The following is a 24522-nucleotide window of genomic DNA, read 5'->3' on the forward strand; positions in this document are numbered from 1 at the left end:
AGGACTCTTGTACGTTGATGATCTGCCTCCCAAAGCAGCGTCAATCTCTTGTCGCTCGTGTCACAAATTGGACACATGCCTCTATGATTTGAACAAATATCACTCAAAATCAAACCGAATATGAATCGAGACATACTGGTGTAATCCTTGCATGCAACGCAAGTTGCGGCAGAGTATCCAACATGCCCGATAATATTCAAAAAACCGGAGGTGTGGAATGTACGATAAGAAATTACAACTTCAAACAGTGGAACCGGAAACCATTTACATCAGCAAAGCCGAACGTTACGAACTCATCGCCCTACTGGCGCAATCCTTACAAAAACTCAGCGTTCAAGTAACACAGACTGCAACAATCTCGACTCATTAAAGAACACCAAAGGCCCGTTGCCGGCAACGGGCCTTTTCCAGTGAAACTGTCGCTGGAAGTTCCTGTTAAATTCATCTACATTCCTAAACAAGATGCTGTATTTTCACAGGAACGCGACGGATTATTTCCAATCCAGCGTTTTAAGATTGTTTCAAAGAAACAGAGGCTAGTCATATGAAAAAAACCCTAAGCTATTTTCTCGTCCTATTCATGTTGGTGGCATTTACCAGCGCTTGCATCGGTCCCCGAGTGTATGTACCCGGGCCTGGAAAGATAAAAGTGAAAAAACCACCCAGAGTATTGCTGCCGTAACAATCGAGTCTTTACCAAAAAGAAAACTGCCGTGTTGAAAACAATACGGCAGTTATGCTTTGAACATAAGCGTCTTTGTTATAACAGTTAACGTTTGATGCGGCTGATGGAAGTAATAGAATCCAATATCAAAAAATTGACTTCGGCAAAATCTTTCACGGTATATTTGCTATAGGGTTCACCCAATTTTCCCTTGGGATCAAAAGCAACCGATAACAAACCGTCGCCTAAGTTACCTTGATCATCCCATTGCGCATATAAAATTCGACCGAATTGAAAATTATGGCTAAAAACCAACAAATAGGAAAAACCAAATACATCCACTCGCAATCGCTGCGTCTCCAACTCTGTCACACTAAAGTGATTTAAACTGCCCTCAGAGTTTTTTAACTTTTCTTTGGCCAAACTCCAAAGCCCGGCCAGTTTTTCGAATTGCTGATCCTTCAACTTCAGACCATCGGGAAGTTTTGCCATGCTTGCACCTCAACGCTTGTTCAAATTCCAATCATTCCAGACACAGGGTAATAGGAACCCCGATGCAAGAAACACGCTATCTACGCCATGGATTGTAAAAATTTGGATGGAATCATCTATAGAACGGAACGCGCAAAAAGCATTGGTACCGTCTTATGGCTACGCACTCTTATGTAGATAATAATCCACACATTCGCTTTCGCGACCACGTACCACTCGCTGACCAAGCAAGACTCCCCGTGTTTCTGTAACAATAGTATGTTGTCCTTCATGGTGATCTTTGTCGTAAAAGTAAATAATCACCCAATCCCTACTTCTTTGCAGCTGATGTGCCAGCGCTGTATTGGAAAACATAGCAGTAAAATGCCAGCCTTCTTTACTGCTGTGCATTATAGGCAACCAGACCTTGCCCTGGGGATTAAACCGCTTCGGAGCAATCTGAGGCAAATCTCCTGCACTCACCCGGGCCCGATAACGGCGATCGACCGCTAACAACAACTCAATCGGCGGCTCCTTCATGGGCAAATGTGACGGAATTCGCCTTCGTCCCAACACCTGGCTGAGCCAGGCCTGTACCATTAATACTTTCTTGCGGGTAAAGCCGGGAACGGAGGCTAAGCGACCGTTATGTGCTGCAAGCTCCAAGGCTTCCAGTGAATGGATATGTAAGGTTTCCAAAATCTGATGCGCCAGCTTCGGCCCTATGCCGGGAATCTCTTCAAACAAGGCCACTGGGTCCTGCCCCGCCTTTAAACTTTCCAAGCGGCTCATTCGCCCCAAAGCCACATATTCATAAATAGAACGTGCGATACCTGCACCCACCGCAGGAATATCCAACAGGCCATTAAATCCTTTTTGTTGCACAATATCGGTAATTGCCTGCGGCAAAGACGCGACTTCCGCAGCAGCGCGGCGATAGGCACTAATCCGAAAAGGATTTGCCTGTTGTTGCTGCAACAAATCCGCAATTTCGTTCAGCTTTGAGGCAATTTCACTATTTTTCACCAACAAGCCCTCCGCGGTGAAATCGCTGACACCCCCTATATTTAATATTTAGACTTAGTCGCACTCCTTGTCATTGACCCAGATCAGACCTCTCGCAGTCTGAATAAGGTATATTTAAATAACCTTTATGGCTATTGGATCACTGTATGAGAGGCCGTCATGACACACACAAACCTATTGGTGGAACAACACATTAAAAGCCACATGTCCCGCCTTCAACATATTGATGAGTTGGCGCAAAAAGCCGAAAAATCAGGAGATGCGCGTGCCCAAGAAGAGTTACAAGCGCTGAAACAAGAACAAAATAAATTAGCGGATTATGTACAACAATTCAGCAACCAATCCGCGCAGCAGTTTCTGCAAACGGCCGGACCGATGGTCATGTGGGAAATCGTCGCCCAACGTCTGGAACAACTGGTTGAAAAAATTCATCACTGACCAGCAACGGTCAGGTGGTTAATAACTTTCGATGGCCAAACAGCTATCGAGGCGGGATTTGACGTCTGAGTAAGGCAAATACCCATGACAAATCAGATGGGTTTCAGCGCCGTTGTCGAGCAATAAAGTGGGAAAACCCCGCACTCCGTAACGTCGAGACAGCTCAAACTGCTGCCAGGTTGCCTCCGTAAGGGCTGGAGAGTGAAAACAACGCGCAAATTCCTGCGCATCCAGGTACGGCGCTGCCAACTCACTCAGCACAGCCTCCCGGGTCACATCCTGTTTATGAACATAGAAGGCCTCTTGCACAGAAGAAAAAAAAGCCAAAACCGATGCCGGACACTGCTGTTTGATAAGCACTACGGCGCGACTGGCCGGTTCTGTGTCATAGACAAAACCCGCCGGTAGCGCATTGTCAAAGTTAAATGCTTGTCCGGTATGGCGTTGCACCGCCTGCCAATGATGCAGGATCTCCTGCCGTAAGCCCGGATCCAAGGGCTCGGCAGCTCCCGGTCGGAGTCCACCGGTAATGAGTTCCAACACTGCACCCTCCTCAGTGCTTTGCGCACCCTCCCCAAACTCTTTCCGGATTTGTTCTATTACCGACGTAAATCCCCAACACCAGGAACACATAGGATCTGCGAAATACAATAAACGTTTTGGTGCAGTTGTCATTGCCCGACCGACTGTTACAACCAACGATGGTCTTGGTAGTTCCCGTAAAGCCACCGCTCCATACTGCGAGCAGCGATTTGACGCCCCCACTTAAACTCTTTATACAACACAACAAATCGCCAAATATCGCGCAGCACGTTATATCGATCCCCCCAGGACAGAGCCATTAAGGCTTTGGGAAAATCCGCTTCGTGGGGCTTGGCAAACGCAATCTTTAAAGGGTTCCATTGATCTGTGGTTCGCTTAACTTCCGAGGCAATCATTTTACGATAAAGCTCCTGCACCGGACGATTTAATCGCAACGCCTCGATGATGGACTCTCCGGAGATGGCACCGGAGTGCAACGCACAACTCATTCCCTCACCAATCATATTTAAAAACCCGGTGGCCTGGCCGGTAATCAACACATTCCCCTGGCCAAACACATAGCGATTGATTAAGGATGGACCGAAGTTCTCGGCGCAGCCTTCATGATCCGCTCCCGCCGGTTTTAGTTTTACGCCGTGTTTGTCTTCCAGGTATTGCTGTACAAATTCGTGGCGCTTATGAAAACTATCGCCACGCTTAAAACCTACACCTACAATCTGTTTGCCATCACGGGCATGACTCCAAGTGTAATGACCTAACTGGGGATGAAACCAAAAATGAAAGTAGTCCTCATCCAAAGGACACTCGATGATTTCATGAAACTTCTGCCCCACAAAAAACCATGGAATCTGCTTAGGGTAATTAGGATACACGGAGCGCAATACCGGCGAACTGGGGCCATCCGCACCAATCACAAAACGCGCTTGCACCCACTGGTCCTCACCACCTTGGGGCCGAATTTTAACGCTGACCCCATCGCCCGAATCCACCAAGCTGACAAAGGAAGTTTGGTCCATTACCCGGGCACCACTGCGCTGTATGGCCCAATAATCGGAATACTTACGATGCAAGTGCGGTGTCGTACCGCCGAAAAAATCCATGGACATGGATACCATGCTGGGGAAATGAAAAGTGACTCCTCGGCACCAAGTAGGATCATGCAAGGCCTGACGAGGCAAAGGCCCGAAATTTTCGATAAGAAACCGATATCCTCGCGGTGACAATATACCACTGCAGATTTTATGGCGTGGCAGTTCACGTTTCTCCACGATTAAAGTCTCCAGACCCGCATCCACCAAACGTTTAGCTGCCGCCGCGGCTGCCAAACTGGCTCCCACGATAAGCACATCCACTTTATGCGTCGCCTGTTGATCTTGGCGTTTTGCTTCTGTCACGCGAATACCTCAGCCAAATGGTGCACCGGCACCGATTGTGCCGTTTTAAATTCTGCCATATCTTCCAACTCCTCGACGATGATCCTCTTGATGTCATAGCCTTGGAGTAGATAATCAATTCGATCAGCCGCCGCCAATTCCGTATTGGCAAACCCAGCTCGCGTGGGTTGGGCTACCCTTTGCAGATCCAGATTCATCCTGCACCCGTAGTGATTACGCAGGTTGTCATAGTAAGGGCGTAAGATGCGATAATCTGCGTGATAGATGCGTGCATTGAGCACGTAAAAATCTCCGGCTCCGATTGTCGCCGGCTTATCCAGTCGTCCCAAAGCCACGGCCAAACTGATGATGTCCCGCTCCGGTAGAACCCGCTTTAGAAAACCATACAACAAACCATTGTCCACCACCAGGGTTCGCGCATGCTGCAATGATGTACTGAATTCGGCCACTCTGGCCTCGCTTACCGGTAAACCCAATATCAAAGACTGAATAATATCCTCGCCCAAATCCGATGCACAACGTGTCTGCCTCTGGCTATTCAGTAAGTCAGTTACCAAGCGCAACAAATCCGCATGGGCAGCCAGGGCCGGGCCGGGAATTAATAGTTGCGCCACCGGTTCCTCTTCGAAAACACGCTTGGATGACACAACCCCTTGACCATTCTCCAGTACCGCATTGCGCAAATCCACCATCATTTGATACAAGTCGATTTGGCGCGGGCAAGCCGCATGACAGGCTCCGCATAAAATGCAATGACGGGCTGCGACGGCAAACGCAGGATGTGTAAAAGACTCCGCGACGACCGCGCCTGCTTGCATGAGTCGAATGCAATACTTGGGCGTCATGCGAATATCGCGACTGTCCTGCCACGAAGGACACACACTGACACACAAGCTACAACCGTGACAGACGCCGTGATCTATCCCCAGACTCATTAGAAAATGACATCCCGATTGAGAATCATTGCCGGGTCTGCCTCACGCTTCATTTGTAAATGCCGTTCAACCACGGCATCCCCCAAGGCGCGACGAATATAACCTTTCATCATTCCGCCAAAGCGATAGTAGCTGGTTTTCATTTCCACACCGATATCGTAGATCTCATTCTTGAAGGATTGCAGAGTATCGCGGCTGTATATGTCATCATGCAACATGGGTTCAAACTCACAACCGTAAGCCCACCCCTGTGCATCGGGTGGAATGCTGGAAAGCTCGTAATGCGCTTTGTGATCGTCACGAAGTTTAATGCCCACACAATATAAGGTATAAAACGGGAAATACTTCTTGCATACTGCGTTACCCCGAAGTACTGCATCGACAAATTTTTCTGTACTGGTCGCCAAGTCCGGTATCACCATTTGACGACCACCCCAATGGGTCCAAACGGCGCGGGAAAACACCACGGTTCGATCCAGCATGGTGCCATTGCGCATGTGATGTTTTGGTTGCAAATCGGGAAACAAGGTTCGTTTGCGCTGCAACAAATACAATGCTTCACGAAAACGCCATGGACGTAGCGTGTAATAGGCTGACAAACGCAGTCCAAACATTAATTCACCATAACCACGCAATCGGGAACGATAGGTTTGTTCAAAAACCTGTTGTTTCTCATCGGAATCAAAGGCCACCAGCAAAGTGATGGCTTTATCCATCATGGTTAGTATGCCGGTGTAATCGCAAACCCCGTCACGGTCGACCTGTTGTAAATCCTCTATCGCTGTGCGCAAATCACGGTAATAAAAATAGTGCATACGCAAGGGGGTATAAGGACGAATTCTCAGCGTGGCTTCTGTGATGACACCAAATTGACCGTATCCCAGAATCACCCGTTGAAACAGCTCTGGATTTTGCGAATCCGAACACTCGGCTATGTCACCGGTCGGTGTTACCACTTGTAAAGACTCGACCTGATCAGCGCTGCATCCCAAGCGGGCCGAATTCACATCGATGCCCCCCACACCCAAAGTACCTCCTACGGACGATGTCATATTCAGCGGGGCCGACAAATAATCCATATTTTGGCGCCGCAAGGACTCGGCCAGGGTATGCCAGTAAATACCCGCCTGCGTACGCACGGTTTGCGCTTGAGTATCAATGTGCAAGACCCGACTCATGCCGGTCATATCCAACAACAAGCCGCCATAGGCGACTGACTCACCTTCAGTGGTTAACCCCCCGCCTCTGACCGTAACAGGCACCCCATGAATCTGAGCAGCCTTGAGTATTTGCGCGATTTGATCGGCGCTATGAGCCAAAACGACACCATGAGGTTTGCCGTAAGCAATTCCGCTGGCATCAGTCACATAGACGCCCAAGCCTTCCGGATTTTGTTCAACCTCAATTTGGGCCTGAACCAACTGACCAAGAAACGCCTGCCAGGAGGCACCGTTCCAACGTGACGCATTGGTTTGTTGGCGGGGAATGCCCTGTAGAGCATCATCGGCAACCGGGCAAAGCGGAATATCACCAATCTCAATCTGGGGGATTTCCATAGCACTACATTTTTATGACTAAAGAAGACGCAATTTAATGCATATGACTGGAAAAAAACAGACCTATCTACCTTATCGAGAACTTTTTACGGACACAGCCCATAGGCCCAAAATACCGCCCGCCATAAAAAACAGGGAAAACGCCAGATCGCCGCCTTTTACACCGGATATGACGGGTACATTCCACAGCAACGACAAGACGAAAGCACAGGTAAACAATGCCAAGCCCAACAGAATATTAATCCGTTGCCATAGGGGGCGCCGTAGCCAGTCACAGACACGATCCGGAAAAACTGTTGTATTGCTATTAGCCCGTTTCCTCATATCCCCGTCACCCTCTATTGCTCTACCGCTTCATATCCACTCTTCCACACGCTTTTGTTACTGGCTTTAAGTTTAGGTGCTTTATCACTAATTAGAACGATAGATACGAAATTTTAATAAGAACAATCGTCCTATTGTGCGCAAAACATTCAATCTGATCGCATAACAATCAAATTGAGGTTTCTCCACCGGCCTTATGTCGCGCCCCTTACACCGGAGTTACTCAGTTCTATGTTAGTCTCCCTTGGTTGTCCATGGTTTTCGAGGCAACAATCCGTGGCATCAATCCGTGGCAACAACCCGCACCTGGGTTTTTACCCTCATTTCGATAACGGTCATTAAGGAGATGGATTATGGAGAATCGTTTTTCACTACTGTCCGTAGTTTCCCTTTGCCTGACAGTACTCGCTATAGCCGGCATAAGTCCCAACATCAAGGCAGCAGCCGGTACCGACGAAATTGTTAATACCTGCACCGCTTTGTACGGCGGAGTATTCAACCCCGCTAACAAGGAACCCCTGGGCACCTGCCAATGGGATATGAGCCTGATTAAAGCAGGTGAATCCAGTTATAGCCAAGCCACTGGCAAAGGCGTCAGAGTCGGCGTCATTGACACAGGAGTAGACATCAATCACCCAGACATTCGTGCCAATCTGGACCTGGAGCAGTCCTGTTCCTTTATTTACAATCACACGCCAACAGCCCATCCCAATGAAATCGCTAACGGAGACTGCCGTAACAAAGCTGCGGTACAAGATCTGGCCGGTCACGGTACTCACGTAGCCTCCACGATTGCCGCTCCACTCAATGATATAGGCATCGCCGGCGTGGCACCGGAAGCTACCATTGTTGCCCTGAAGGTATGCACCTTTGCAGGCTATTGTTTTGCCGACTCGGTGGCAGCAGCACTGCGCTATGCCGGTGATTTGGGACTGGATGTGGTGAATCTGAGTTTATTTGCCGATCCGTATTTGTATTATTGCAAGTCCGAAGCAGAGCAACGAAAAATTCTCTCTGAGTTAGAAGGCGCCGCCCGCTACGCCCAACAAAAAGGCGTGTTGATTGTAGCATCTGCAGGAAATGAACAAGCAGACTTGCAACATCCCCTCATTGACGACATCAGCCCGGACTGGCCTCCGGGAACCGCCGAAACCCGCTATGTGCGCAATAACTGCCGTGTGGCGCCGGCAGAACTGCCCGGAGTGATGACCGTCGCAGCCACCGGCCCTATCGGTTACCCCGGTTATGACCTGTGGATTGCCGACTACTCCAGTGTCGGCATGTCTCGCGTCGATATCGCCGCCCCCGGCGGTGACTATTTTCGAGCCACTGGCACAGCCCAGGATGCTATCTTAGCCGCCATGACCAGTACCAGTGAGGACGGACTGTGGGATTTTTTTGATTCTTTGAACGCGGTGTTTCCCGGCATCACCGTCGTGGACCAAGGGGCCCGTTACATTTATCTAAACGGTACGTCCATGGCAGCGCCCCATGCCACCGGCGTTGCTGCACTGGTGAAACAACGACACCCTGAGTACAGCCCTGCTGCCGTCAAAGCCACGGTGGAACTCACGGCACAAGCCCTGAGTTGCCCGCCTAACTGGGAGCCGCTCGGACCGCTGGATATGCGCGAACGGTGTTACGGTGATGGTGGCCGCACCTCATTTTTTGGACATGGCGTGGTGGATGCCGAAGCGGCTGCGGCTCACTAAAACCTTAAGTTCACTAAAACCTTAGTTCACTAAAACCTTAGTTCACTAAAACCTTAGTTCACTAAAACCTTAGTTCACTAAAACCTTAGTTCAGTAAAAAACCGCTTAAATTATACACAAGCGGCGCATGAGGTGTTTTATTGTGCGCCGCTTTACCGTTGGGGCTTTAGTTGACCCTGATCATGGTACTCACCGGCATCCTGGCTTAGTGTGAAATAAGTGACGCTGAAAATAATTCGATACTACGGAGTGTGGAGTGCCACATTCACACAACACACCAATCAAACTGAGTCGACGCCGCTTTATCGCGTTCGTGGCTGCAATAATAGCCAGTGGTGCACTTAAAGCCAAACTCCACCCCTACCCCGCCTTTAACCAACCAAATCAACAGATAAGATTTGCAGATTTATCCGGCCTGGGACCGGAGTTGGATGGACCGCGAGTCGAGGAAATATCCATCCCCTTACACCCGGAACAGAAACTGAGAACAACATCCTACACTGAAAACGATTTTCGCATCATTGAAACTCTATTAATGGATTTACTGCGGGAAAACGGCGTCAGCTGGAGCGATGCTTTTCACATAAAAATGGGGTTCCAACACTATGGCTTAGCCCATCCATTCCGCCACAACGCCGATCTATTACAATATTGCCGTAATGTTGAGGAATATTTACATCACAGAATCAGAAACCTGTTTAAGGTTAAACTACCCTGGCGTCTGCTATCCAATCACGAAAAAGAAATAGGCCAGTCTGTTACATTCAACGCGGTCATCGGACGATTTACCTACTATTTGCTCCGCGCCCGTATCATCGGTGTTGAATCATTAGAGGTGCCATCCTTAGTCAGCGCCACCGCCATAGATAGAGCAATTCATTACATAGAAAGCGACAACAGTTTCACACCCACACGGGGACTAATATATATCATTCCCGGCCTGACCTCCCTGATTTCCCCTTTTTCTGAGATATTGCACTTATCGCTGCACAAGCCGGCGCGGGTTTACCAACGTCAATTGGAGCGACGCTTAGCGCCAAATGCAGCCTGGTTGAATGCTCGAAGCTTTACAGAGACTATCAACGAAGCCGCAGCTTTACAATTAAGCAAAGAATTTCTTACTCATTACAACCCGGCTCGCCTAAAGGATTTGCGTCTTATTACTCAAAATCAGGCCCAACGCCTATTACTACTACCCTACGCACTCGCTTATATGCGCAAAAAAGGCGTACAACACAGCATTGATCTGTTTAGCGAAAACCCAGACAAACTATTGCAACAAATAAGCAAGGCTGAGACAGCAAACGTGATGTAGGTACACAGAGCGCCAACACGATTCTGGGAACACTACCTAATAGCCATAACTATTTCTTCATCATCATTGTCTTGCTTATCGATTGCTATACCCAATTCTCGCCCTAGCGCATCACGAAACCGCACCAGGTTTATTGGCTTGGTCAAATATTGCCGAAACCCGGCTTTAAGGCCTTTCTCTATGTGTTCACGCATAGCAGATGCACTTAACGCGATGCACTTAAGATCTGTGGTCTCCGGCATGGACTGCAGGCGAGCCAAGGCCTCGTAACCGTTGATGCCCGGAAGATTCAAATCCAATATGACAAGATCCGGCTTATGTTTTCGCGCCAACTCAATACCAGACTCAGCATCGGTAGCACAAAGCAATTCAATACTATCCATTTTACGAATCGTCGACTCCACTAAACGCAAATTGGCGGGATTATCCTCTATATACAAAACTTGCATTACCCTGGCGGTATTTACGTTGGGCGTCTGCCTGTTTACAGACTCCGTTTGAACGTCGAGGGAAGGCGTTGTACCCGATTCAACAGCCAATGGTAATTCCAACCAAAACGTGCTGCCTTGCTGTGGTACACTGACCACACCGATTTCTCCTTGCATTAACTCAACCAAACTCTTACAAATCGTCAAGCCGATCCCGGTCCCTTCGATTTCCGAGTATTCCGCGCCAAGCCGGTTGAATGGCTCAAACACACACTCCAGCGATTTCTGATCAATACCATTGCCGGTATCTACGATCTCAATACGCAGCGTATCACCGGGCATGACTTTTGAATAAATGTCCACTCTTCCGCCTTTGTGATTGTATTTTATGGCATTAGATAGGAGATTCACGATAACTTCCTTCAATCGTAGTTTGTCGGCAATTATCTCGCAACTCGTTTCATCAATATGGTTGTGTATGGAAATACGCGAGAGCTCTGCCATCGCGCTGACCATAACGATAGAATCACGAATAATATCCCCCGGTCGAAGGGCTTGCAAATTGACATCTATTTTCCCGACTTCAATCTTACTTAAGTCCAATACCTCATTAATCAAATCCAATAAATGCCCCCCTGCAGACACGATTTCATTAACATGATCCATTTGTTCCTCGTCGAGTTGCTCTTCCTGCAGGATCTGCCCGAACCCCAAGATCGCATTTAATGGTGTACGCAATTCATGGCTCATACGCCCCAGAAACGCAGACTTCAGTCGGGTTGCAGCCTCGGCCTCTTCTTTTGCTTCTTGCATAGACGCCTGAGTTTTCCTCCTAAAGTGTATTTCATCCTCCAGCCTCGCAATGGCATCCTGCAATTCCGCGGTGCGTTCCTCCACTCGCTGCTCCAGTTGATCACGATACTGCTCCAGTCTGAGTTCGCTTTCCTTGCGTTGCGAGATATCTTCAACGCTTGACCAAATGTAGTCCTGATTATCGCGACGAATAATCAAACCGGAAAGCCGTACTGCCACACAGCGCCCATCTTTGTGAATATGTTCTTTTTCATAGGGACCATAACTTCCGGTTTTTCGCAAAGATTCCGATCGCCGCTTTTCGTCCTCGGTATATTTTTCCGGGGTTATATCCCAGCAATTTAGCGAGTAACATTCATCGATACTCCTGCCTATTATATCCGCGTAAGCCTGGTTAACGTGCACAAGATTCCCTTCCATATCAGTCAACGCGAGACCAATGGGAGAGTTTTCAAATAGCATACGATTATTTCGCGCATCCACGGTTTGCGCATCCAAGGACTGCTGTAGTTTATGCTGACTCTCTTTTAATTCCCGACTCCTATCGTTAACAGCACGGATAAGTTCATTAAATGCACTGGCAAACTGACCCAGCTCATCGTTGCGCCTATCATCCAACTCTATATTTAGATCTGTTCCAGTACCTGCTTTGATTTGATTCAAAAAACCTTGCATTGGGATAGACACATTTTTCCGAATAACCTGCCACAGTATCAATACTTCAAGAATTAGAGAGAGTGCACCAATCAATAGAACCAATCGGGCTGTGGCAAAGGCTTTGCTGCTCACCAAGCTTTTTGGATAAATGGTGACTTGATTCCAGCCAGGCCCTTGAATTTTGTTTCTGACTATATACTCATCGTAGTCACTGTTATCTATGACCTCTTCAGCGGCATTTACATTTTTCACCCGATGGTAAATCGCTTTCAGATGCTTATCCCCCGATTGGGCAATATCGAACATTCCTTTTGCCCTTTTAATTTCTTCCAATTTATGAGGGTGTACAATCAAGCGCCCATCGTCTCTAAAAATAACGGTATAGGCGCCTTCGATATCCACTTTCATCGTCCGTTCCATAAGCTCATTGAGCATTATATCGTGACCGATGGTGGCAATATGTTTTCCTTGGTAGTCTACCGGCGTTTCCAGCGACACCATCCACACATCCGAACCAATATCATAGAATAATCCAGTCCATACCGGTTTTCGGTCCGGGTTGTTTTCTTCATCAGCAATCCACACGTACTCCTCTTTCAACAAATCCATGTCACCGGGAAGATCGTGTGCCCAGTTGGGATATTCCGGCCAATAAAGTAAAATAAAGTTTTCCGGCGTGGTGAAATATATATTTTGAAACCGTTGATGCCACACCGGGCCGTACTTATCACTCATGTCGTATAACAGCAAAGCCTTTTGTCGCAATGCAGGAGAAAGTTTGACATCCTTCCCTATAAACCCGGATGCGTCGGTAAATCCATTAAACCCTTGCTTACGGCTTCTAACAGTACCATCAGGAAATTTTTCAAATAATTGTGAAAATCGTTTTTCATCGTCACTGGATAAGCCGGTTTGTTGCCGCAATTGCTGTAAAATATCCTGCTTGACCAGTCGGTGATTTTCTCCCGCCTGTTTGAAAAGCTCGCTGTTGTAATTGGCACGCTCCACATTGTATTGGTACAAATATTCCAAGGCTTGATCGGTAATCACCTGGCTCACATGATAATAGGAAATCATTGTCATCAGCACGATAACAATCGCAACACGCAACCCCATCTGCAGCAGCGTTTTTGCTGCCAATGATTGTCTTAATGTATCTTCCATCCAATGATCCCGGCGTGGTTTTTTTGTAAAAAGGACACGTTAACCAATCCACCTATACAAATCAAAACCGGTACAGGGCAAGCCAGTCATGTCAAATGCTCCAAACGGCAGGTCTCATCCGGCCATTCAATTTCGAAAGTGGAGTGATAAACTCCGTGAGTATCCACAATGCTTCTCAATCGTTGTTTCAGATTGGCGTATTCTTCAGAGGTCAAAACGCTACCCGTTACTATATGGGCGGTCAACACCGCTCGCTCGCCATCCAAGGACCAAAGATGTAAATGATGCACCGAATCCACCCACTCTAAACTTTCGATTTGTTGCTCAATGGAAGTAATGCTGGCTGAATCAGGTGTGGCCTGTAAAAACACCGGCAAAATCTGTTTCAAACGCTTCACCACATTAGCTAAAATGTACACGGTAATTAACACCGCCAAAATCGGATCCAAAACCGGTACATCTTTGAACAACAGAATCACGGCCACCACCAATATAGCCACCCACCCCAACACATCCTCCAATAGATGCAGCGCTACCACTTTGATGTTTTCACTTTGTCCTTTCGCCAAGCGCAACATAGCAAATCCGTTGACACCAACCCCCAGTAAGGCCAACATAACCATCCCTTGGGCGTTGGAGCTCTCTGGTGTAACAATTCGGGGAATGGCCTCACTCAGCACATAAAAAGAACTTAACAACAATACTAAAGCACTGATTACCGCTCCCAACAGCGTAAACCGCCGATAACCATAGGTATATTTCTTGGTCGCTTCTTTACCGGAGACTGACTCAAAATACCAAGCCTGAGCCAAGGCAAAGCTATCACCTAAATCGTGAACCGCATCAGCCAGGATTGCGGTACTGTTGGTCCACATACCACCAATGAACTCGATGACCGTAAAACCCAGATTGAGAAAAAACGCCAGTTTAAGATTGCTGATTGCGGAATGATGGTGCTGACCCAAATGATCGTGATGATGTTGATCGTGGGAGTGCCCCATGAGTCGGTTATCTCTGACTGGGGGGGACTGCCCGAATTGGGTCCGCAAAGCGTTGTTGGTCTTGTGGATCCACCGGTCGGTGCTTAACCGTACCCGAAGCCGGATAGTTCCCCAAACAGTTACCGTCCTTCCAGTCGGACCGGGGTCGAATTGGCCGCTTGCAAAACCCTCCACCGCAGTTAGGGCAGACGTTGTCCAGCACCTCGTCGACACATTTTTGACAAAAAGTACATTCGAAGGAGCAAATCATGGCCTCCGTAGAATCCGGCGGTAGTGCTTTGTTACAATGTTCACAGCTTGGCCTTAGTTCCAACATGGTGGCTCCTCCTACGTTAACGCTCCCGTAAAACTATAACAAACTATCCAAGCAACACTGTCAATACCCTGCGGCCCTATTTACCACAGCACCCGGACATGGAACGAATTACGCACCGTTTTTGTGCGGCAATTTCGTCGTCCTTATTGGCCGAACAGCTAATCTAAAACCCCTTAACCTAAGCACCAAACCAAAACTCTGCATCTTTATCCAGAAATTCGTCATACCGCATATAGTGGGAACCATCGCAGGAAAAGGTCAGACTCACAATACCATTGAAAATATTGATAGATGCAGAACGCAAATAGATCGTTTCATCTTCCATACGCAAACGCTGCATATTCACCAGTACCGGCTCAATGCAATCTTTGGGCAGTACGGCATCGGCAGGGTAGCTTTGCAGAGGATACGCCAGACATATATCCGGGTCAGCCAAGGCCTCGTGATTTAAAATGCGATAACGATAAGGATCGTCAAAAAACCACACGGTGGCCCGACTGCTGGAAAAGTGAATCACCGCCTGAAAAACACCACGTTCGGTAAACAATTCCTCCAAAATGGAAAAAGCCTGCTCCCGGTTTTTATCCAACTTACTTTCCACGCGCATTTGCTGAAACACGGTACTGCGAATGGATGGGTCACCCTTAATTTGCTGCCAATGAGTCGGTTCTTCGTAAAGCACCGAAGTAACCGGCAGGTCTCGCAAGTCGAAGTCTGCGCCCAAATAACCCACCGCTTCGCCGTTGACCCGAATTAGGTGTAATGCGGTCAACGACGGCCGGTGCGAACGCATACTCACGTAGGCCTCGGACAATAAGAACCCCCAACTGGGTACCGCTTCCTTCATGTAGGGCCGCTGGGACCGATCGCGTTGAAAGTGTTCCGGCAACAAGCCTTCCTGAGCCACATTATCACAGACCTGAATCCCTTTAGTGTCTAAAACATAGAGAAACGTACAATGGGGAATGTTAGGGAAACCATCCAGTAAAACCTGATTCAGGCCGTCACGGTGCGGCCAGACTGTTTCACACTGCAGTGCCAAACGAGTCAAGGGCTGCTGCAACAAACGCGACAGTTCCTCGCGTTGACGTTGGATGGCAATTTTCCAATTTTGTTCCACGGGCTCTCCAATCATAATCCCTGAGCAGGACTATAATATACCACCAGCTGTACAGAGATAGGAACGAATCACAGGCCGACAAACGGAAAACCACATGTGATGTCAGGAAAAAATCACTCAGGTGTAACAGGTGCCAAATATTTTTTAAAAGCTTTTTCCATCGCGGCTTTCCCTCCGCTGTCCAACACCTCCCCATGGGAGACGATAATGCGATCGAAATCATGAGACATCACGAGGCGCATGGATTCGCCGAATGCCTGCTTGTCCTTAACCAGGGTACGAATGGTAATGGTAGGCCCGAACTTTCTGTGTGCCCCATAGAGAATTAAAAACAGTTTGGGCCAACCACTGAGGTGGCCTTGAAAATTAAAGGCCAAATCCGTCAAAATCAAAGTCTTACTGGCATGATGCACAAACGCATATTCCTGCAATAACGGCATTCCTTCAATAGGAATACAACTGATTTCACCATTGTGTAATTGGTTGATTTCCTGCGCCGACATGCCATCTAATGAAATATCCGCTGCCACTTTTTTCGCTTTGGCAGGTGCCAGAACCCTGGCATCCTTATCGCGCTTTTTCCAACTCATAATGAAAAGATTGTGCATCAAACTGGGAGTAACCAGATACCGAACCGGCCCCAAGGCCGTGATTTGGTCGTGGGTGGAACGATTGTATTTAGTGGGCGAATGCAACCAAAAAGAACCGTCCGACAACTGCACACATGTCATACGGTTGCCAAAATCTATTCCGATCATGCGGAACGAAACCTCATCGACCCATAAGGAAGAGGCCAGTTGTCGCAACATATTAAGTCTCCTTGTGTAAATGCCACTCACAAATCCTGCGTACCGAGCGGCGCAGACTGTTATAGTTTTTGGTGCCAAGAATAGATTGATATTGCCGCTCCATATCGGTGACCACTTGTATGGCAATACTTATCAATTTTTCGCCTTTTTTACTGAAGCGAACGTACTTGGCTCTGGCATCCGACTCGTCGCCAAGCACTTCCACATAGCCTTTATGCTCCAGCTCCCTAACCATTTTACCAATGGCCTGCTTAGTAATCTGCGCGTCTTTTGCCAACCGGGTTAACCGCAAACCCTGAGGGTCTATGTGTCGCAATACGTTGAAATTACCCGTAGTGACGTCATCAAACCCATGGGCCACCAAGACGCCTGCTAACTCGTTTTCAAATGCTCGGAACGCGTCCAACAATAGCCGGGCCGTTGCTTGCTCTGAGTCTGTCGTCATTCACATATAGTAAACTTGGTTTACATATTAGTCAACCTAACTTACTATTATTTTGGTGCCGTATCATTCTCGATTCACTTGCATTTTTCTGATTGTAAACCGAGATGAAATCGAATCGGCCCAACCTTGCTACAGACTACCCAGCCGTTCTGAGACGGTTGATGGAAGCATGGGTAGGCACGTATACACCCTTGAACAGCAACCAAAGACAAAAAGATACTTCCGCGATCAATGCCGGTAACATGATGATGGGATAGTCTGACGTTGCGTAACCAGCCACCAAAAACTTGGCGAAACTGTCCACTAAATAGCTAAGTGCGGCAAAGCTCATTAGCATCGCCAATGTTTTTGGAAACAACCGGGAATGGAACAACAAATACCCCAATACCAAACAATGTACTGCAAAAAACACCAAACCGATGGAATAGCCCACACTATGCGCCTGCAAAACCAAACCCAGCAACCCCTGTATTTGTGCCGTGTTAAAAACCGTTGTCACTACAGAGTCATTTATCAACAACAAAGCAAGGAAATGATTTAGTAAATTTAATGCTAATATGCAGTCCATGGCCAGCCGAGTACATACCGCAGCCAAGGCCAGAGTTCGGCTCACCGGCTTAAGCAGTTGGTACAACACCAAAGCCAGGGCCAAATCGCACAACAGCATGAACAAATCGCTCACGAAACCCAAACGGAACAAAAACTCATTTGCCATGAGATTGGATACGGTTGCCTGCATGTCGTCCGCCACAACCAAACCGGATCGAACATAAAGCTCGGCAAACAAACCACTGGCAATAATACATAAATAAAGTACACCCCCAATTCCGGCCAACCTTGAGAAATCCGCTCCCGACTTAACCTGTGTTGACATGACACGCCTCCAATGGAAAGTTAAACTTACGATGTTTCCCAGATGGTAGGACGTTCTATCAACAAATTTTTGATTATTTGTGCTCAATTTTACGAGCCCGGATCATTCTGAACAAATCCACAATATGCGAATAAATCATAGACATATCAGTAATCTTATAGACAGGATTGAGAACAACCTGGCTGAAGAGATCAATGTTTTGAATTTGGCCGATAGCTTCAATATGTCCCCGTGGCATTTTCAACGCACCTTTAAAAGCTTGATTGGCGACACAGTGGGGGGGTACATACGTGGTCGTCGACTAACCCGCGCGGCACAGCTATTACTGAACACCGACCGTAGTATTATTGAAGTTGCTTTTAGGGTTGGTTTCGCTTCCCATGAGGCATTTACCCGCTCATTCAAAACCTATTTTTCACAGTCTCCCAAGAATTTTCGCAAAGACCGACCTAATATATATCTCAAAGAAAAACCCCGACTCTCCCCCGAATTGTTTGAACACCTGGCGGAAGGTATGGATCAATCACCCATCATTGCAGAACTACCACCTCGATATTTGCTGGGTTTTAAAGCAGATATACCCTCACCCTTCGTCTCCAATGAAGACTACTGCGACATCCTCTATGAACCTTGGACAACGTTACTGAGACGACAAAACGAACTACAGCACCGAATTGAGGGTGAATACTATGGCCTCATGGATAGCCCATCCGGAAACTTTACGGAAGAAACCGTCAACTATATCGCCGCTGCGGCGATCCACTCACCCGAACCCGTTCCACAAGGCATGGTCTTGTATTCATTCCCCAAACAAACGGTCGCCATGTTTGATGTATTTGCCGGAACCGAAAACAACTTGTCAAAAACCATCGATTTTATCTATGGTTACTGGCTGCCTAACTCCGCTTATACCAGGGATCAGGGAAACGATTATGAGTGGTTCCAACAGGTAAAAAACTTCGAAGACCCCAATCTACAATCTAAATATGTATTACCGATTCTCAACTCTAAGTAAAGCTGATTGAAAGCGGCACAATAACGAATACTGAAAAACCAAAAAAGAACTGGGTTTTGAAAACCCCTATAACCACACTACGATTACGTCAATTCTGCAAGACGAACAAATACAAGGTGGAATTAGTCAGGCATCCTGCTATAATCCTCCGGCGGAAACTGCTAGACTAAACGTTTAAGCAGTTGATTTAACTAAAATATCAAAGCGCCCGTAGCTCAGCTGGATAGAGTAACTGGCTTCGAACCAGTTGGTCGGGAGTTCGAATCTCTCCGGGCGCGCCATAAATAGAAAAGGGGTCCTGCTTTTTAGGACCCCTTTTCTATTTATCGTGGTTGGGGTTTGATGCAGAACTCCTTAGTTCGACAAAATTGTCTGGAACAATTTTGAACGCCGCAAAGCGGCGGCCCCGAAGGGGTGAGGCGCATGGATGCGCCGAATAATCTCTCCGGGCGCGCCATAAATAGAAAAGGGGTCCTGCTTTTTAGGACCCCTTTTCTATTTATCGTGGTTGGGGTTTGATGCAGAACTCCTTAGTTCGACAAAATTGTCTGGAACAATTTTGAACGCCGCAAAGCGGCGGCCCCGAAGGGGTGAGGCGCATGGATGCGCCGAATAATCTCTCCGGGCGCGCCATAAATAAAAAAGGGTCCTGCTTTTTAGGACCCTTTTTTATTTATCGTGGCTGGAGTTTGCCCCACGCAAAATCGTGTTTTATATGCCGCACCTTCAGGACTCTTTGTTTTTATCCGCATACCGGCGGCTAAAGCCGGAGGCTTTAGCCTTCGATCAAATGCAGAATAGAACTCAGCCCTGAAAGGCCTGTGTAAACAAAACGATTTCCTTAAAGGATGGCACCTATTTTTTAATGGACAGTAAATAACGATAAATAAAAATTATTCCTCCAACAGCCGCATCACCCCGTCCTCATCCAATATCTCTATGCCCAATTCCTGCGCCTTATCCAGCTTGGATCCGGCTTCGATACCCGCGATCACATAGTCGGTTTTTTTAGAGACACTGCCGGAGACTTTAGCGCCTTTGGCGACGAGCAGATCTTTGAGTTCGTTACGCTTCATCCCTGCCAGGGTACCGGTGATGACAAAGGTTTTTCCTGCCAGGGTGGCGTCGGCCTCGTTGCGTGGTTCGGGGTCGGGCCAGTGGATTCCCGCCTTAAGCATTTTATCGATGACTTCGCGATTGTGATCTTGCTTGAAAAAAGTCTCGATACTGGTTGCCACCACCGGTCCCACATCAGACACCTGTTGTAATGACTCATGGTCGGCCTGCATTAAAGCATCCAGGGAGCCGTAGTGATTGGCCAGAGTGAGCGCGGTGGATTCGCCCACGTCTTTTATACCCAGGGCATAGAGAAAACGTGCCAAGGTCGTGGATTTACTTTTTTCCAATGCGGCGAGAATGTTTTCTGCGGATTTGTCCGCCATACGCTCCAGACCCGCCAGTTGTTCCTTGGTGAGAGAATACAAATCGGCGGCATCGTGGATATAGTCTTTATCCACCAATTGTTCCACCAGTTTGTCTCCCAGGCCGTCCACATTCATGGCACGACGGGAATTGAAGTGAATGATGCTTTCCTTGCGCTGTGCGGGACAATACAAACCGCCGGTACAGCGGGTGGCAGCTTCGCCTTGCGCCCTCTCCACAGCAGAGTCGCACACAGGACAGCGGCTGGGCATTTTAAACGGCGCATTTTTGTGTTGACGCTGCGTATGAATGACCCGATCCACTTTGGGTATGACATCTCCGGCACGATAGATCACCACCTTGTCACCGACCCTGACATCCAAACGCTGAATTTCGTCTTCGTTATGCAGCGTGGCATTGGTGACGGTCACACCACCCACATCCACCGGCTCCAAGCGCGCAACCGGCGTGAGAATACCGGTACGCCCCACTTGCACGTCGATACCCGCCACTACGGTCACCGCTTCCTGTGCCGGAAATTTGTGGGCAATAGCCCAGCGCGGAGCACGAGAGACGAACCCCAACTCTTGTTGCTGGGCTATGCTGTCCACTTTATAGACCACGCCATCGATTTCATAAGGCAAGTGGTTACGACGTTTGCTGATTTGTTCAAAGTACTGTAAGCAGCCTTTAATGCCGGTGACGGATTTTATTTCCGGTGACACCCGCAGCCCCCAATGCTGTAATTGTTGCAGAATGGCGCTGTGATAATCCGGCAATTGCACCCCTTCCACTTTACCCACACCATAACAATACAGCTCCAATGGACGAGTGGCGGTAATCTTAGGGTCCAGTTGACGTAAGCTACCGGCGGCGGCGTTACGTGGGTTGGCAAAGGTTTTCTCACCTTTTTGAGCTTGCGCCTGGTTCAAGGCTTGAAAACCTTTTTTACTCATGAAGATTTCGCCACGCACTTCCAGAGTCCGGGGGTAATCATCACCGCGCAACTGCAGGGGAATGGATTTAATGGTGCGAATATTCAGGGTCACGTCTTCACCCGTGTTGCCATCACCGCGAGTGGCCGCGCGCACCATTTTGCCATCAACATATAAAATGCTGATGGCCAGGCCATCCAGCTTGGGTTCTGCGGTGTATTTTATGTGTTCGGCGTCACTTTGCTCCAAGCGGTCACTGATGCGGCGGCCAAACTGTCCGACTTCTTCTTCCGCAAAGGCATTGGACAAGGACAGCATAGGTAATTCGTGTTTGACTTCACCAAATTCCTTTAAGGCAGTACCGCCGACACGCTGCGTGGGTGATTCAGGTGTCACCAACGCCGGGTATTGCGCTTCCAGCGCCTGCAACTCCCGGAACAAACGGTCATATTCGGCGTCGGGCACTTCGGGATCGTCCAGAACGTAGTAACGATAATTATGATATTCCAGTTGCTGACGCAGTGTTGCGGCTTGTTGCTGAACTTTGGTATCCACATTGGCATCTACGGATTTTGACATAGGGGACTCTTTAGGTGACTGATTAGCTTATTATTGACTGATTTTTGTCCAATTTGTGCAAAGCACGATCAGCAAGACAGCCGCTGCATCTAACATCCCAGTTTATCGGCAATTTCCTCTAAAAATCCAAACTGGGTCATATCCTGGATACGTTGGGGATACAGAATTCCGTCCAGATGATCGCACTCGTGTTGCACCAGGCGAGCATGAAACCCTTCCACTTCCCTTTCGATTTTATTGCCTTGCAGGTCATAGCCCCAATAACGAATCTGTTGATAGCGAGGAACTTCACCGCGCAAGCCCGGCACACTGAGACACCCTTCCCAACCCAGTTGAATTGCTTCGCTCATGGGTTCGATCACGGGGTTGATTAACACAGTTTCCGGTACGGGGTCCCGGTCCGGGTAGCGCTTATTTTGTGCAAAACCAAATAACACCACCCGCAGTAATACCCCGATTTGTGGTGCGGCGATACCGGCCCCCTCCTCCGCTTTCATGGTATCGTATAGGTCATCGACCAGGCTGTGCAGCTCCGGACCGCCAAATTCGCGCACTTCTGCCGATTTTTCCAGCAATAGAGCGCTACCCATTCTCAAAACTCGTCTAACCGCCATGCTTTGGTTCTCAGATTGCTAATTGCCCTATATACTATAAAGATCTAAAAATTAAGTGAACGTTCATGAAGCCATATTGTAAACTGAAAGCAGCAACTCTGATCATTTTAGCCGTCATTTTTGTGTGCAGCAGTCTTAATGCCCAGGCGGCGCGCCGATCCCAATCCAAAAAAGCCGATGAAGGCCCGCCCTGGTATCAGGTGGAAGTGGTGGTATTCGCCAATAAGCAACAACTGGGGTTGGGCACCGAAACTTGGCCGGCGGACTATCCCGCAACCAAATTCAAAAATGTCATCGACTTGGCATTTTATAATGACGTTCCCTACACCACGACAAAACCGCCGGAACTGCAGCCAAAACCCAAGAAAAAGTCACATCGAGACCGCAAAAATGAGGTTGAAGAGTACTTAGGCCCGGAACAGGCAAGCACCGTCATCTACAATAAAGGGGCTTTTGTCATGTTGGGTCGGGATCAATACCAACTTGGCGGAATTGCACAAAATATACACAACTCCAGCGACTACCAATTGTTGCTGCATATTGCATGGCGTCAACCGACACATGGTAAAAAGGACTCCGTTCCCGTCTTTGTGTTTGATGGCATGCAAAGCCCGGATCGTTTGGTGGGTGGCAACACCGACAACCCCAACATGGCCTTGGAAATGCTACCCGTCGGACCCAATTACCACCGACTCTCCGGTACGTTTCGCCTCTCTGTCGCTCGCTATTTGCACCTGGAAGCCAACTTACACTACAAGCAGCCCATGCTTCAGGAAGAAATGGTGTACGGTGAATCGGGTGACAGTAACTTTGGGTCCTTCTTTGGCATGCAGAGCTCTACACCCAACGTCATTGAACGGGAAGTCCTCAAAGACTTTAATCTGTTCGAATCCCGGCGTATGCGCAGTAAAGAAATTCATTATTACGATCACCCCATGCTGAGTGTGGTCGCAAAAGTAATACCCTATGAGTTTCCGGAAGAACCCGAATTTGTCGCGCCTAAAGCACCTTCGCAAAAAGCACCTTCACAAAAAGCACCTTCGCAAAGACCCCGACGCCAATAGAACATGGCCTTTCTGGCGGGGGAAGCAGAGAATCCCGGACTTTACTATGAAGTTCACGGGGGCGGCCCGGACCTGATCCTGATTCATGGACTGGGATCCAGCCTACAGGATTGGGAATACCAAATTCCAGTCTTTGCGAAGTACTTTCGGGTTCATGCCCTGGATCTACGCGGCTTTGGCCGCTCTGACAAACCGGATGGCCCCTACAGTATTCCCGTTTTGGCGCAAGATATTTTGCGCTTTATGGATCAGTTGCACTTACAACAGGCTCACATTGTCGGTATATCCATGGGGGGCTGGATTGGGCTGCAGTTAGCGGTAAGCCATCCGCAGCGTATCGCCAGTCTCACCGCCGTAAACTGCGGCGCCGATGTCATTCCCAAATCCCTAAAACAATGGTTTGAACTGCTGCTGCGCTTGGTCTTATTTCGGTTTCTGAGTATGGAGCGCATTGGCGACATTCTGTCACGACGCTTATTCCCCGGTCCAGATCAAGTCAAATTAAGAGAAACCTTGGCCGCTCGCTGGGCCGAAAATCATAAGGCAATTTACTTAAAAACCTTTCAGGGATTAGTAGGCTGGAGTGTGGCAGGTCAACTCGGACAAATTCAATGCCCCACCCACATCATCACGGCTGAACATGACTACACAGACCTGGCGAGCAAACAGAACATGGTAAATCTCATTCCCAATGCAACATTAACCATAATTGAGAACACGCGCCACGCCCTGCCCCTGGAACAGCCTGAACAATTTAATCAGGCGTCCCTGGGGTTTTTGCGGGAGATAGAGCCCTCAGCGAATTAAGAGCCCTCAGCGAATTAAGAGCCCTCAGCGAATCAAGAGCCCTCAGCGAATCAAGAGCCCTTAGCGAATTAAGAGCCCTTA

24 protein-coding genes and 1 tRNA gene are annotated in these 24522 nt (G+C 48.3%); 9 read left to right on the forward strand and 16 right to left on the reverse strand.

Annotated features, from left to right (window positions below):
• The first annotated feature begins 217 nt into the window (after nt 1–217).
• Nucleotides 218–370, forward strand: coding sequence for a hypothetical protein (locus tag OEY58_10170; GenBank protein ID MDH5325816.1), 153 nt, complete (start codon nt 218–220; stop codon nt 368–370).
• Between the two features lie 174 nt (nt 371–544).
• Entirely contained in the window at nt 545–682 is a 138-nt protein-coding gene (locus tag OEY58_10175) for a hypothetical protein (protein MDH5325817.1), read from the forward strand.
• A gap of 87 nt (nt 683–769) precedes the next feature.
• Here OEY58_10175 and OEY58_10180 read toward each other — a convergent pair whose 3' ends face one another.
• Together OEY58_10180 and OEY58_10185 are read right to left on the reverse strand one after the other, a co-directional pair.
• On the reverse strand, nt 770–1156 hold the full coding sequence (locus OEY58_10180) for a hypothetical protein (protein MDH5325818.1): 387 nt from the start codon (nt 1154–1156) through the stop codon (nt 770–772).
• A 159-nt stretch (nt 1157–1315) separates the two neighbouring features.
• Nucleotides 1316–2161 carry a helix-hairpin-helix domain-containing protein gene (locus OEY58_10185; protein ID MDH5325819.1) on the reverse strand — a complete coding sequence of 282 codons (846 nt, stop codon included), beginning with the start codon at nt 2159–2161 and terminating at the stop codon, nt 1316–1318.
• A gap of 159 nt (nt 2162–2320) precedes the next feature.
• On the opposite strand from OEY58_10185, the gene OEY58_10190 reads away from it, so the two are divergent.
• On the forward strand, nt 2321–2599 hold the full coding sequence (locus OEY58_10190; GenBank protein ID MDH5325820.1) for a hypothetical protein: 279 nt from the start codon (nt 2321–2323) through the stop codon (nt 2597–2599).
• 18 nt (nt 2600–2617) lie between these two features.
• Here OEY58_10190 and OEY58_10195 read toward each other — a convergent pair whose 3' ends face one another.
• The 5 genes from OEY58_10195 to OEY58_10215 all read right to left on the reverse strand — a co-directional run bounded on the left by OEY58_10195 (nt 2618) and on the right by OEY58_10215 (nt 7351).
• Nucleotides 2618–3274 carry a DsbA family protein gene (locus OEY58_10195; GenBank protein MDH5325821.1) on the reverse strand — a complete coding sequence of 219 codons (657 nt, stop codon included), beginning with the start codon at nt 3272–3274 and terminating at the stop codon, nt 2618–2620.
• 14 nt (nt 3275–3288) lie between these two features.
• A complete protein-coding gene (locus OEY58_10200; GenBank protein ID MDH5325822.1) occupies nt 3289–4536 on the reverse strand; it encodes an NAD(P)/FAD-dependent oxidoreductase in 1248 nt (415 codons plus the stop codon).
• Nucleotides 4533–5471: a (Fe-S)-binding protein gene (locus tag OEY58_10205; GenBank protein ID MDH5325823.1), complete on the reverse strand. Its 939-nt coding sequence runs from the start codon at nt 5469–5471 to the stop codon at nt 4533–4535. Before OEY58_10205 ends, OEY58_10200 begins: the two co-directional genes overlap by 4 nt.
• Nucleotides 5471–7027, reverse strand: coding sequence for an FAD-binding oxidoreductase (locus tag OEY58_10210; protein ID MDH5325824.1), 1557 nt, complete (start codon nt 7025–7027; stop codon nt 5471–5473). The genes OEY58_10205 and OEY58_10210 overlap by 1 nt, the downstream gene beginning before the upstream one ends.
• Nucleotides 7028–7099: 72 nt before the next feature.
• Nucleotides 7100–7351, reverse strand: coding sequence for a hypothetical protein (locus OEY58_10215; protein MDH5325825.1), 252 nt, complete (start codon nt 7349–7351; stop codon nt 7100–7102).
• A gap of 353 nt (nt 7352–7704) precedes the next feature.
• Between OEY58_10215 and OEY58_10220 the strand changes: the two genes are divergently transcribed.
• Together OEY58_10220 and OEY58_10225 are read left to right on the forward strand one after the other, a co-directional pair.
• Nucleotides 7705–9063, forward strand: coding sequence for a S8 family serine peptidase (locus OEY58_10220; protein ID MDH5325826.1), 1359 nt, complete (start codon nt 7705–7707; stop codon nt 9061–9063).
• Between the two features lie 256 nt (nt 9064–9319).
• Nucleotides 9320–10378, forward strand: coding sequence for a hypothetical protein (locus OEY58_10225; protein MDH5325827.1), 1059 nt, complete (start codon nt 9320–9322; stop codon nt 10376–10378).
• 32 nt (nt 10379–10410) lie between these two features.
• Here OEY58_10225 and OEY58_10230 read toward each other — a convergent pair whose 3' ends face one another.
• The 7 genes from OEY58_10230 to OEY58_10260 all read right to left on the reverse strand — a co-directional run bounded on the left by OEY58_10230 (nt 10411) and on the right by OEY58_10260 (nt 18005).
• Nucleotides 10411–13440 (reverse strand): ATP-binding protein, encoded by a 3030-nt coding sequence (locus OEY58_10230; protein MDH5325828.1) that lies wholly within the window; start codon nt 13438–13440, stop codon nt 10411–10413.
• Nucleotides 13441–13526: 86 nt separating this feature from the next.
• Entirely contained in the window at nt 13527–14441 is a 915-nt protein-coding gene (locus OEY58_10235) for a cation diffusion facilitator family transporter (protein ID MDH5325829.1), read from the reverse strand.
• Between the two features lie 7 nt (nt 14442–14448).
• A complete protein-coding gene (locus OEY58_10240; protein ID MDH5325830.1) occupies nt 14449–14757 on the reverse strand; it encodes a DUF1272 domain-containing protein in 309 nt (102 codons plus the stop codon).
• A gap of 178 nt (nt 14758–14935) precedes the next feature.
• Complete coding sequence (locus OEY58_10245) at nt 14936–15892, reverse strand: PDC sensor domain-containing protein (protein MDH5325831.1); 957 nt, start codon at nt 15890–15892, stop codon at nt 14936–14938.
• A gap of 98 nt (nt 15893–15990) precedes the next feature.
• A complete protein-coding gene (locus OEY58_10250) occupies nt 15991–16686 on the reverse strand; it encodes a DUF4336 domain-containing protein (GenBank protein MDH5325832.1) in 696 nt (231 codons plus the stop codon).
• Between the two features lies 1 nt (nt 16687).
• Nucleotides 16688–17131 carry a winged helix DNA-binding protein gene (locus OEY58_10255; GenBank protein MDH5325833.1) on the reverse strand — a complete coding sequence of 148 codons (444 nt, stop codon included), beginning with the start codon at nt 17129–17131 and terminating at the stop codon, nt 16688–16690.
• A gap of 136 nt (nt 17132–17267) precedes the next feature.
• Nucleotides 17268–18005 carry a DUF4386 domain-containing protein gene (locus tag OEY58_10260; GenBank protein MDH5325834.1) on the reverse strand — a complete coding sequence of 246 codons (738 nt, stop codon included), beginning with the start codon at nt 18003–18005 and terminating at the stop codon, nt 17268–17270.
• Between the two features lie 124 nt (nt 18006–18129).
• Here OEY58_10260 and OEY58_10265 point away from each other — a divergent pair, with 124 nt between their 5' ends.
• Together OEY58_10265 and OEY58_10270 are read left to right on the forward strand one after the other, a co-directional pair.
• Complete coding sequence (locus OEY58_10265; GenBank protein MDH5325835.1) at nt 18130–19020, forward strand: AraC family transcriptional regulator; 891 nt, start codon at nt 18130–18132, stop codon at nt 19018–19020.
• 204 nt (nt 19021–19224) lie between these two features.
• A tRNA-Arg gene (locus OEY58_10270) sits at nt 19225–19301 on the forward strand.
• A gap of 612 nt (nt 19302–19913) precedes the next feature.
• Here the strand turns inward: OEY58_10270 and ligA are convergent.
• The gene (ligA, locus tag OEY58_10275; GenBank protein ID MDH5325836.1) at nt 19914–21956 is read right to left on the reverse strand and encodes an NAD-dependent DNA ligase LigA; all 2043 of its coding nucleotides are present in this window, start codon (nt 21954–21956) and stop codon (nt 19914–19916) included.
• Between the two features lie 89 nt (nt 21957–22045).
• A complete protein-coding gene (gene def / locus OEY58_10280; GenBank protein MDH5325837.1) occupies nt 22046–22570 on the reverse strand; it encodes a peptide deformylase in 525 nt (174 codons plus the stop codon).
• Nucleotides 22571–22635: 65 nt separating this feature from the next.
• Between def and OEY58_10285 the strand changes: the two genes are divergently transcribed.
• Nucleotides 22636–23634 (forward strand): peptidoglycan binding protein CsiV, encoded by a 999-nt coding sequence (locus tag OEY58_10285; protein ID MDH5325838.1) that lies wholly within the window; start codon nt 22636–22638, stop codon nt 23632–23634.
• 3 nt (nt 23635–23637) lie between these two features.
• Nucleotides 23638–24441, forward strand: a complete 804-nt coding sequence (locus OEY58_10290; protein MDH5325839.1) for an alpha/beta hydrolase — start codon at nt 23638–23640, stop codon at nt 24439–24441.
• Nucleotides 24442–24522: the final 81 nt, after the last annotated feature.

It is taken from the genome of Gammaproteobacteria bacterium (assembly GCA_029882975.1).
Taxonomy (GTDB): Bacteria; Pseudomonadota; Gammaproteobacteria; order SZUA-152; family SZUA-152; genus JAJDNG01.

Excerpts from the sequence above, each read along its gene's own strand:
- OEY58_10240 (MDH5325830.1), bottom strand. The coding sequence starts at position 14,757 with ATGTTGGAACTAAGGCCAAGCTGTGAACATTGTAACAAAGCACTACCG.
- OEY58_10290 (MDH5325839.1), top strand. The coding sequence starts at position 23,638 with ATGGCCTTTCTGGCGGGGGAAGCAGAGAATCCCGGACTTTACTATGAA.
- OEY58_10250 (MDH5325832.1), bottom strand. The coding sequence starts at position 16,686 with ATGTTGCGACAACTGGCCTCTTCCTTATGGGTCGATGAGGTTTCGTTC.
- OEY58_10170 (MDH5325816.1), top strand. The coding sequence starts at position 218 with ATGTACGATAAGAAATTACAACTTCAAACAGTGGAACCGGAAACCATT.
- OEY58_10215 (MDH5325825.1), bottom strand. The coding sequence starts at position 7,351 with ATGAGGAAACGGGCTAATAGCAATACAACAGTTTTTCCGGATCGTGTC.
- OEY58_10255 (MDH5325833.1), bottom strand. The coding sequence starts at position 17,131 with ATGACGACAGACTCAGAGCAAGCAACGGCCCGGCTATTGTTGGACGCG.
- OEY58_10235 (MDH5325829.1), bottom strand. The coding sequence starts at position 14,441 with ATGGGGCACTCCCACGATCAACATCATCACGATCATTTGGGTCAGCAC.
- OEY58_10230 (MDH5325828.1), bottom strand. The coding sequence starts at position 13,440 with ATGGAAGATACATTAAGACAATCATTGGCAGCAAAAACGCTGCTGCAG.
- OEY58_10205 (MDH5325823.1), bottom strand. The coding sequence starts at position 5,471 with ATGAGTCTGGGGATAGATCACGGCGTCTGTCACGGTTGTAGCTTGTGT.
- ligA (MDH5325836.1), bottom strand. The coding sequence starts at position 21,956 with ATGTCAAAATCCGTAGATGCCAATGTGGATACCAAAGTTCAGCAACAA.
- OEY58_10180 (MDH5325818.1), bottom strand. The coding sequence starts at position 1,156 with ATGGCAAAACTTCCCGATGGTCTGAAGTTGAAGGATCAGCAATTCGAA.
- def (MDH5325837.1), bottom strand. The coding sequence starts at position 22,570 with ATGGCGGTTAGACGAGTTTTGAGAATGGGTAGCGCTCTATTGCTGGAA.
- OEY58_10210 (MDH5325824.1), bottom strand. The coding sequence starts at position 7,027 with ATGGAAATCCCCCAGATTGAGATTGGTGATATTCCGCTTTGCCCGGTT.
- OEY58_10220 (MDH5325826.1), top strand. The coding sequence starts at position 7,705 with ATGGAGAATCGTTTTTCACTACTGTCCGTAGTTTCCCTTTGCCTGACA.
- OEY58_10195 (MDH5325821.1), bottom strand. The coding sequence starts at position 3,274 with ATGACAACTGCACCAAAACGTTTATTGTATTTCGCAGATCCTATGTGT.
- OEY58_10260 (MDH5325834.1), bottom strand. The coding sequence starts at position 18,005 with ATGTCAACACAGGTTAAGTCGGGAGCGGATTTCTCAAGGTTGGCCGGA.
- OEY58_10265 (MDH5325835.1), top strand. The coding sequence starts at position 18,130 with ATGCGAATAAATCATAGACATATCAGTAATCTTATAGACAGGATTGAG.
- OEY58_10175 (MDH5325817.1), top strand. The coding sequence starts at position 545 with ATGAAAAAAACCCTAAGCTATTTTCTCGTCCTATTCATGTTGGTGGCA.
- OEY58_10245 (MDH5325831.1), bottom strand. The coding sequence starts at position 15,892 with ATGATTGGAGAGCCCGTGGAACAAAATTGGAAAATTGCCATCCAACGT.
- OEY58_10285 (MDH5325838.1), top strand. The coding sequence starts at position 22,636 with ATGAAGCCATATTGTAAACTGAAAGCAGCAACTCTGATCATTTTAGCC.
- OEY58_10190 (MDH5325820.1), top strand. The coding sequence starts at position 2,321 with ATGACACACACAAACCTATTGGTGGAACAACACATTAAAAGCCACATG.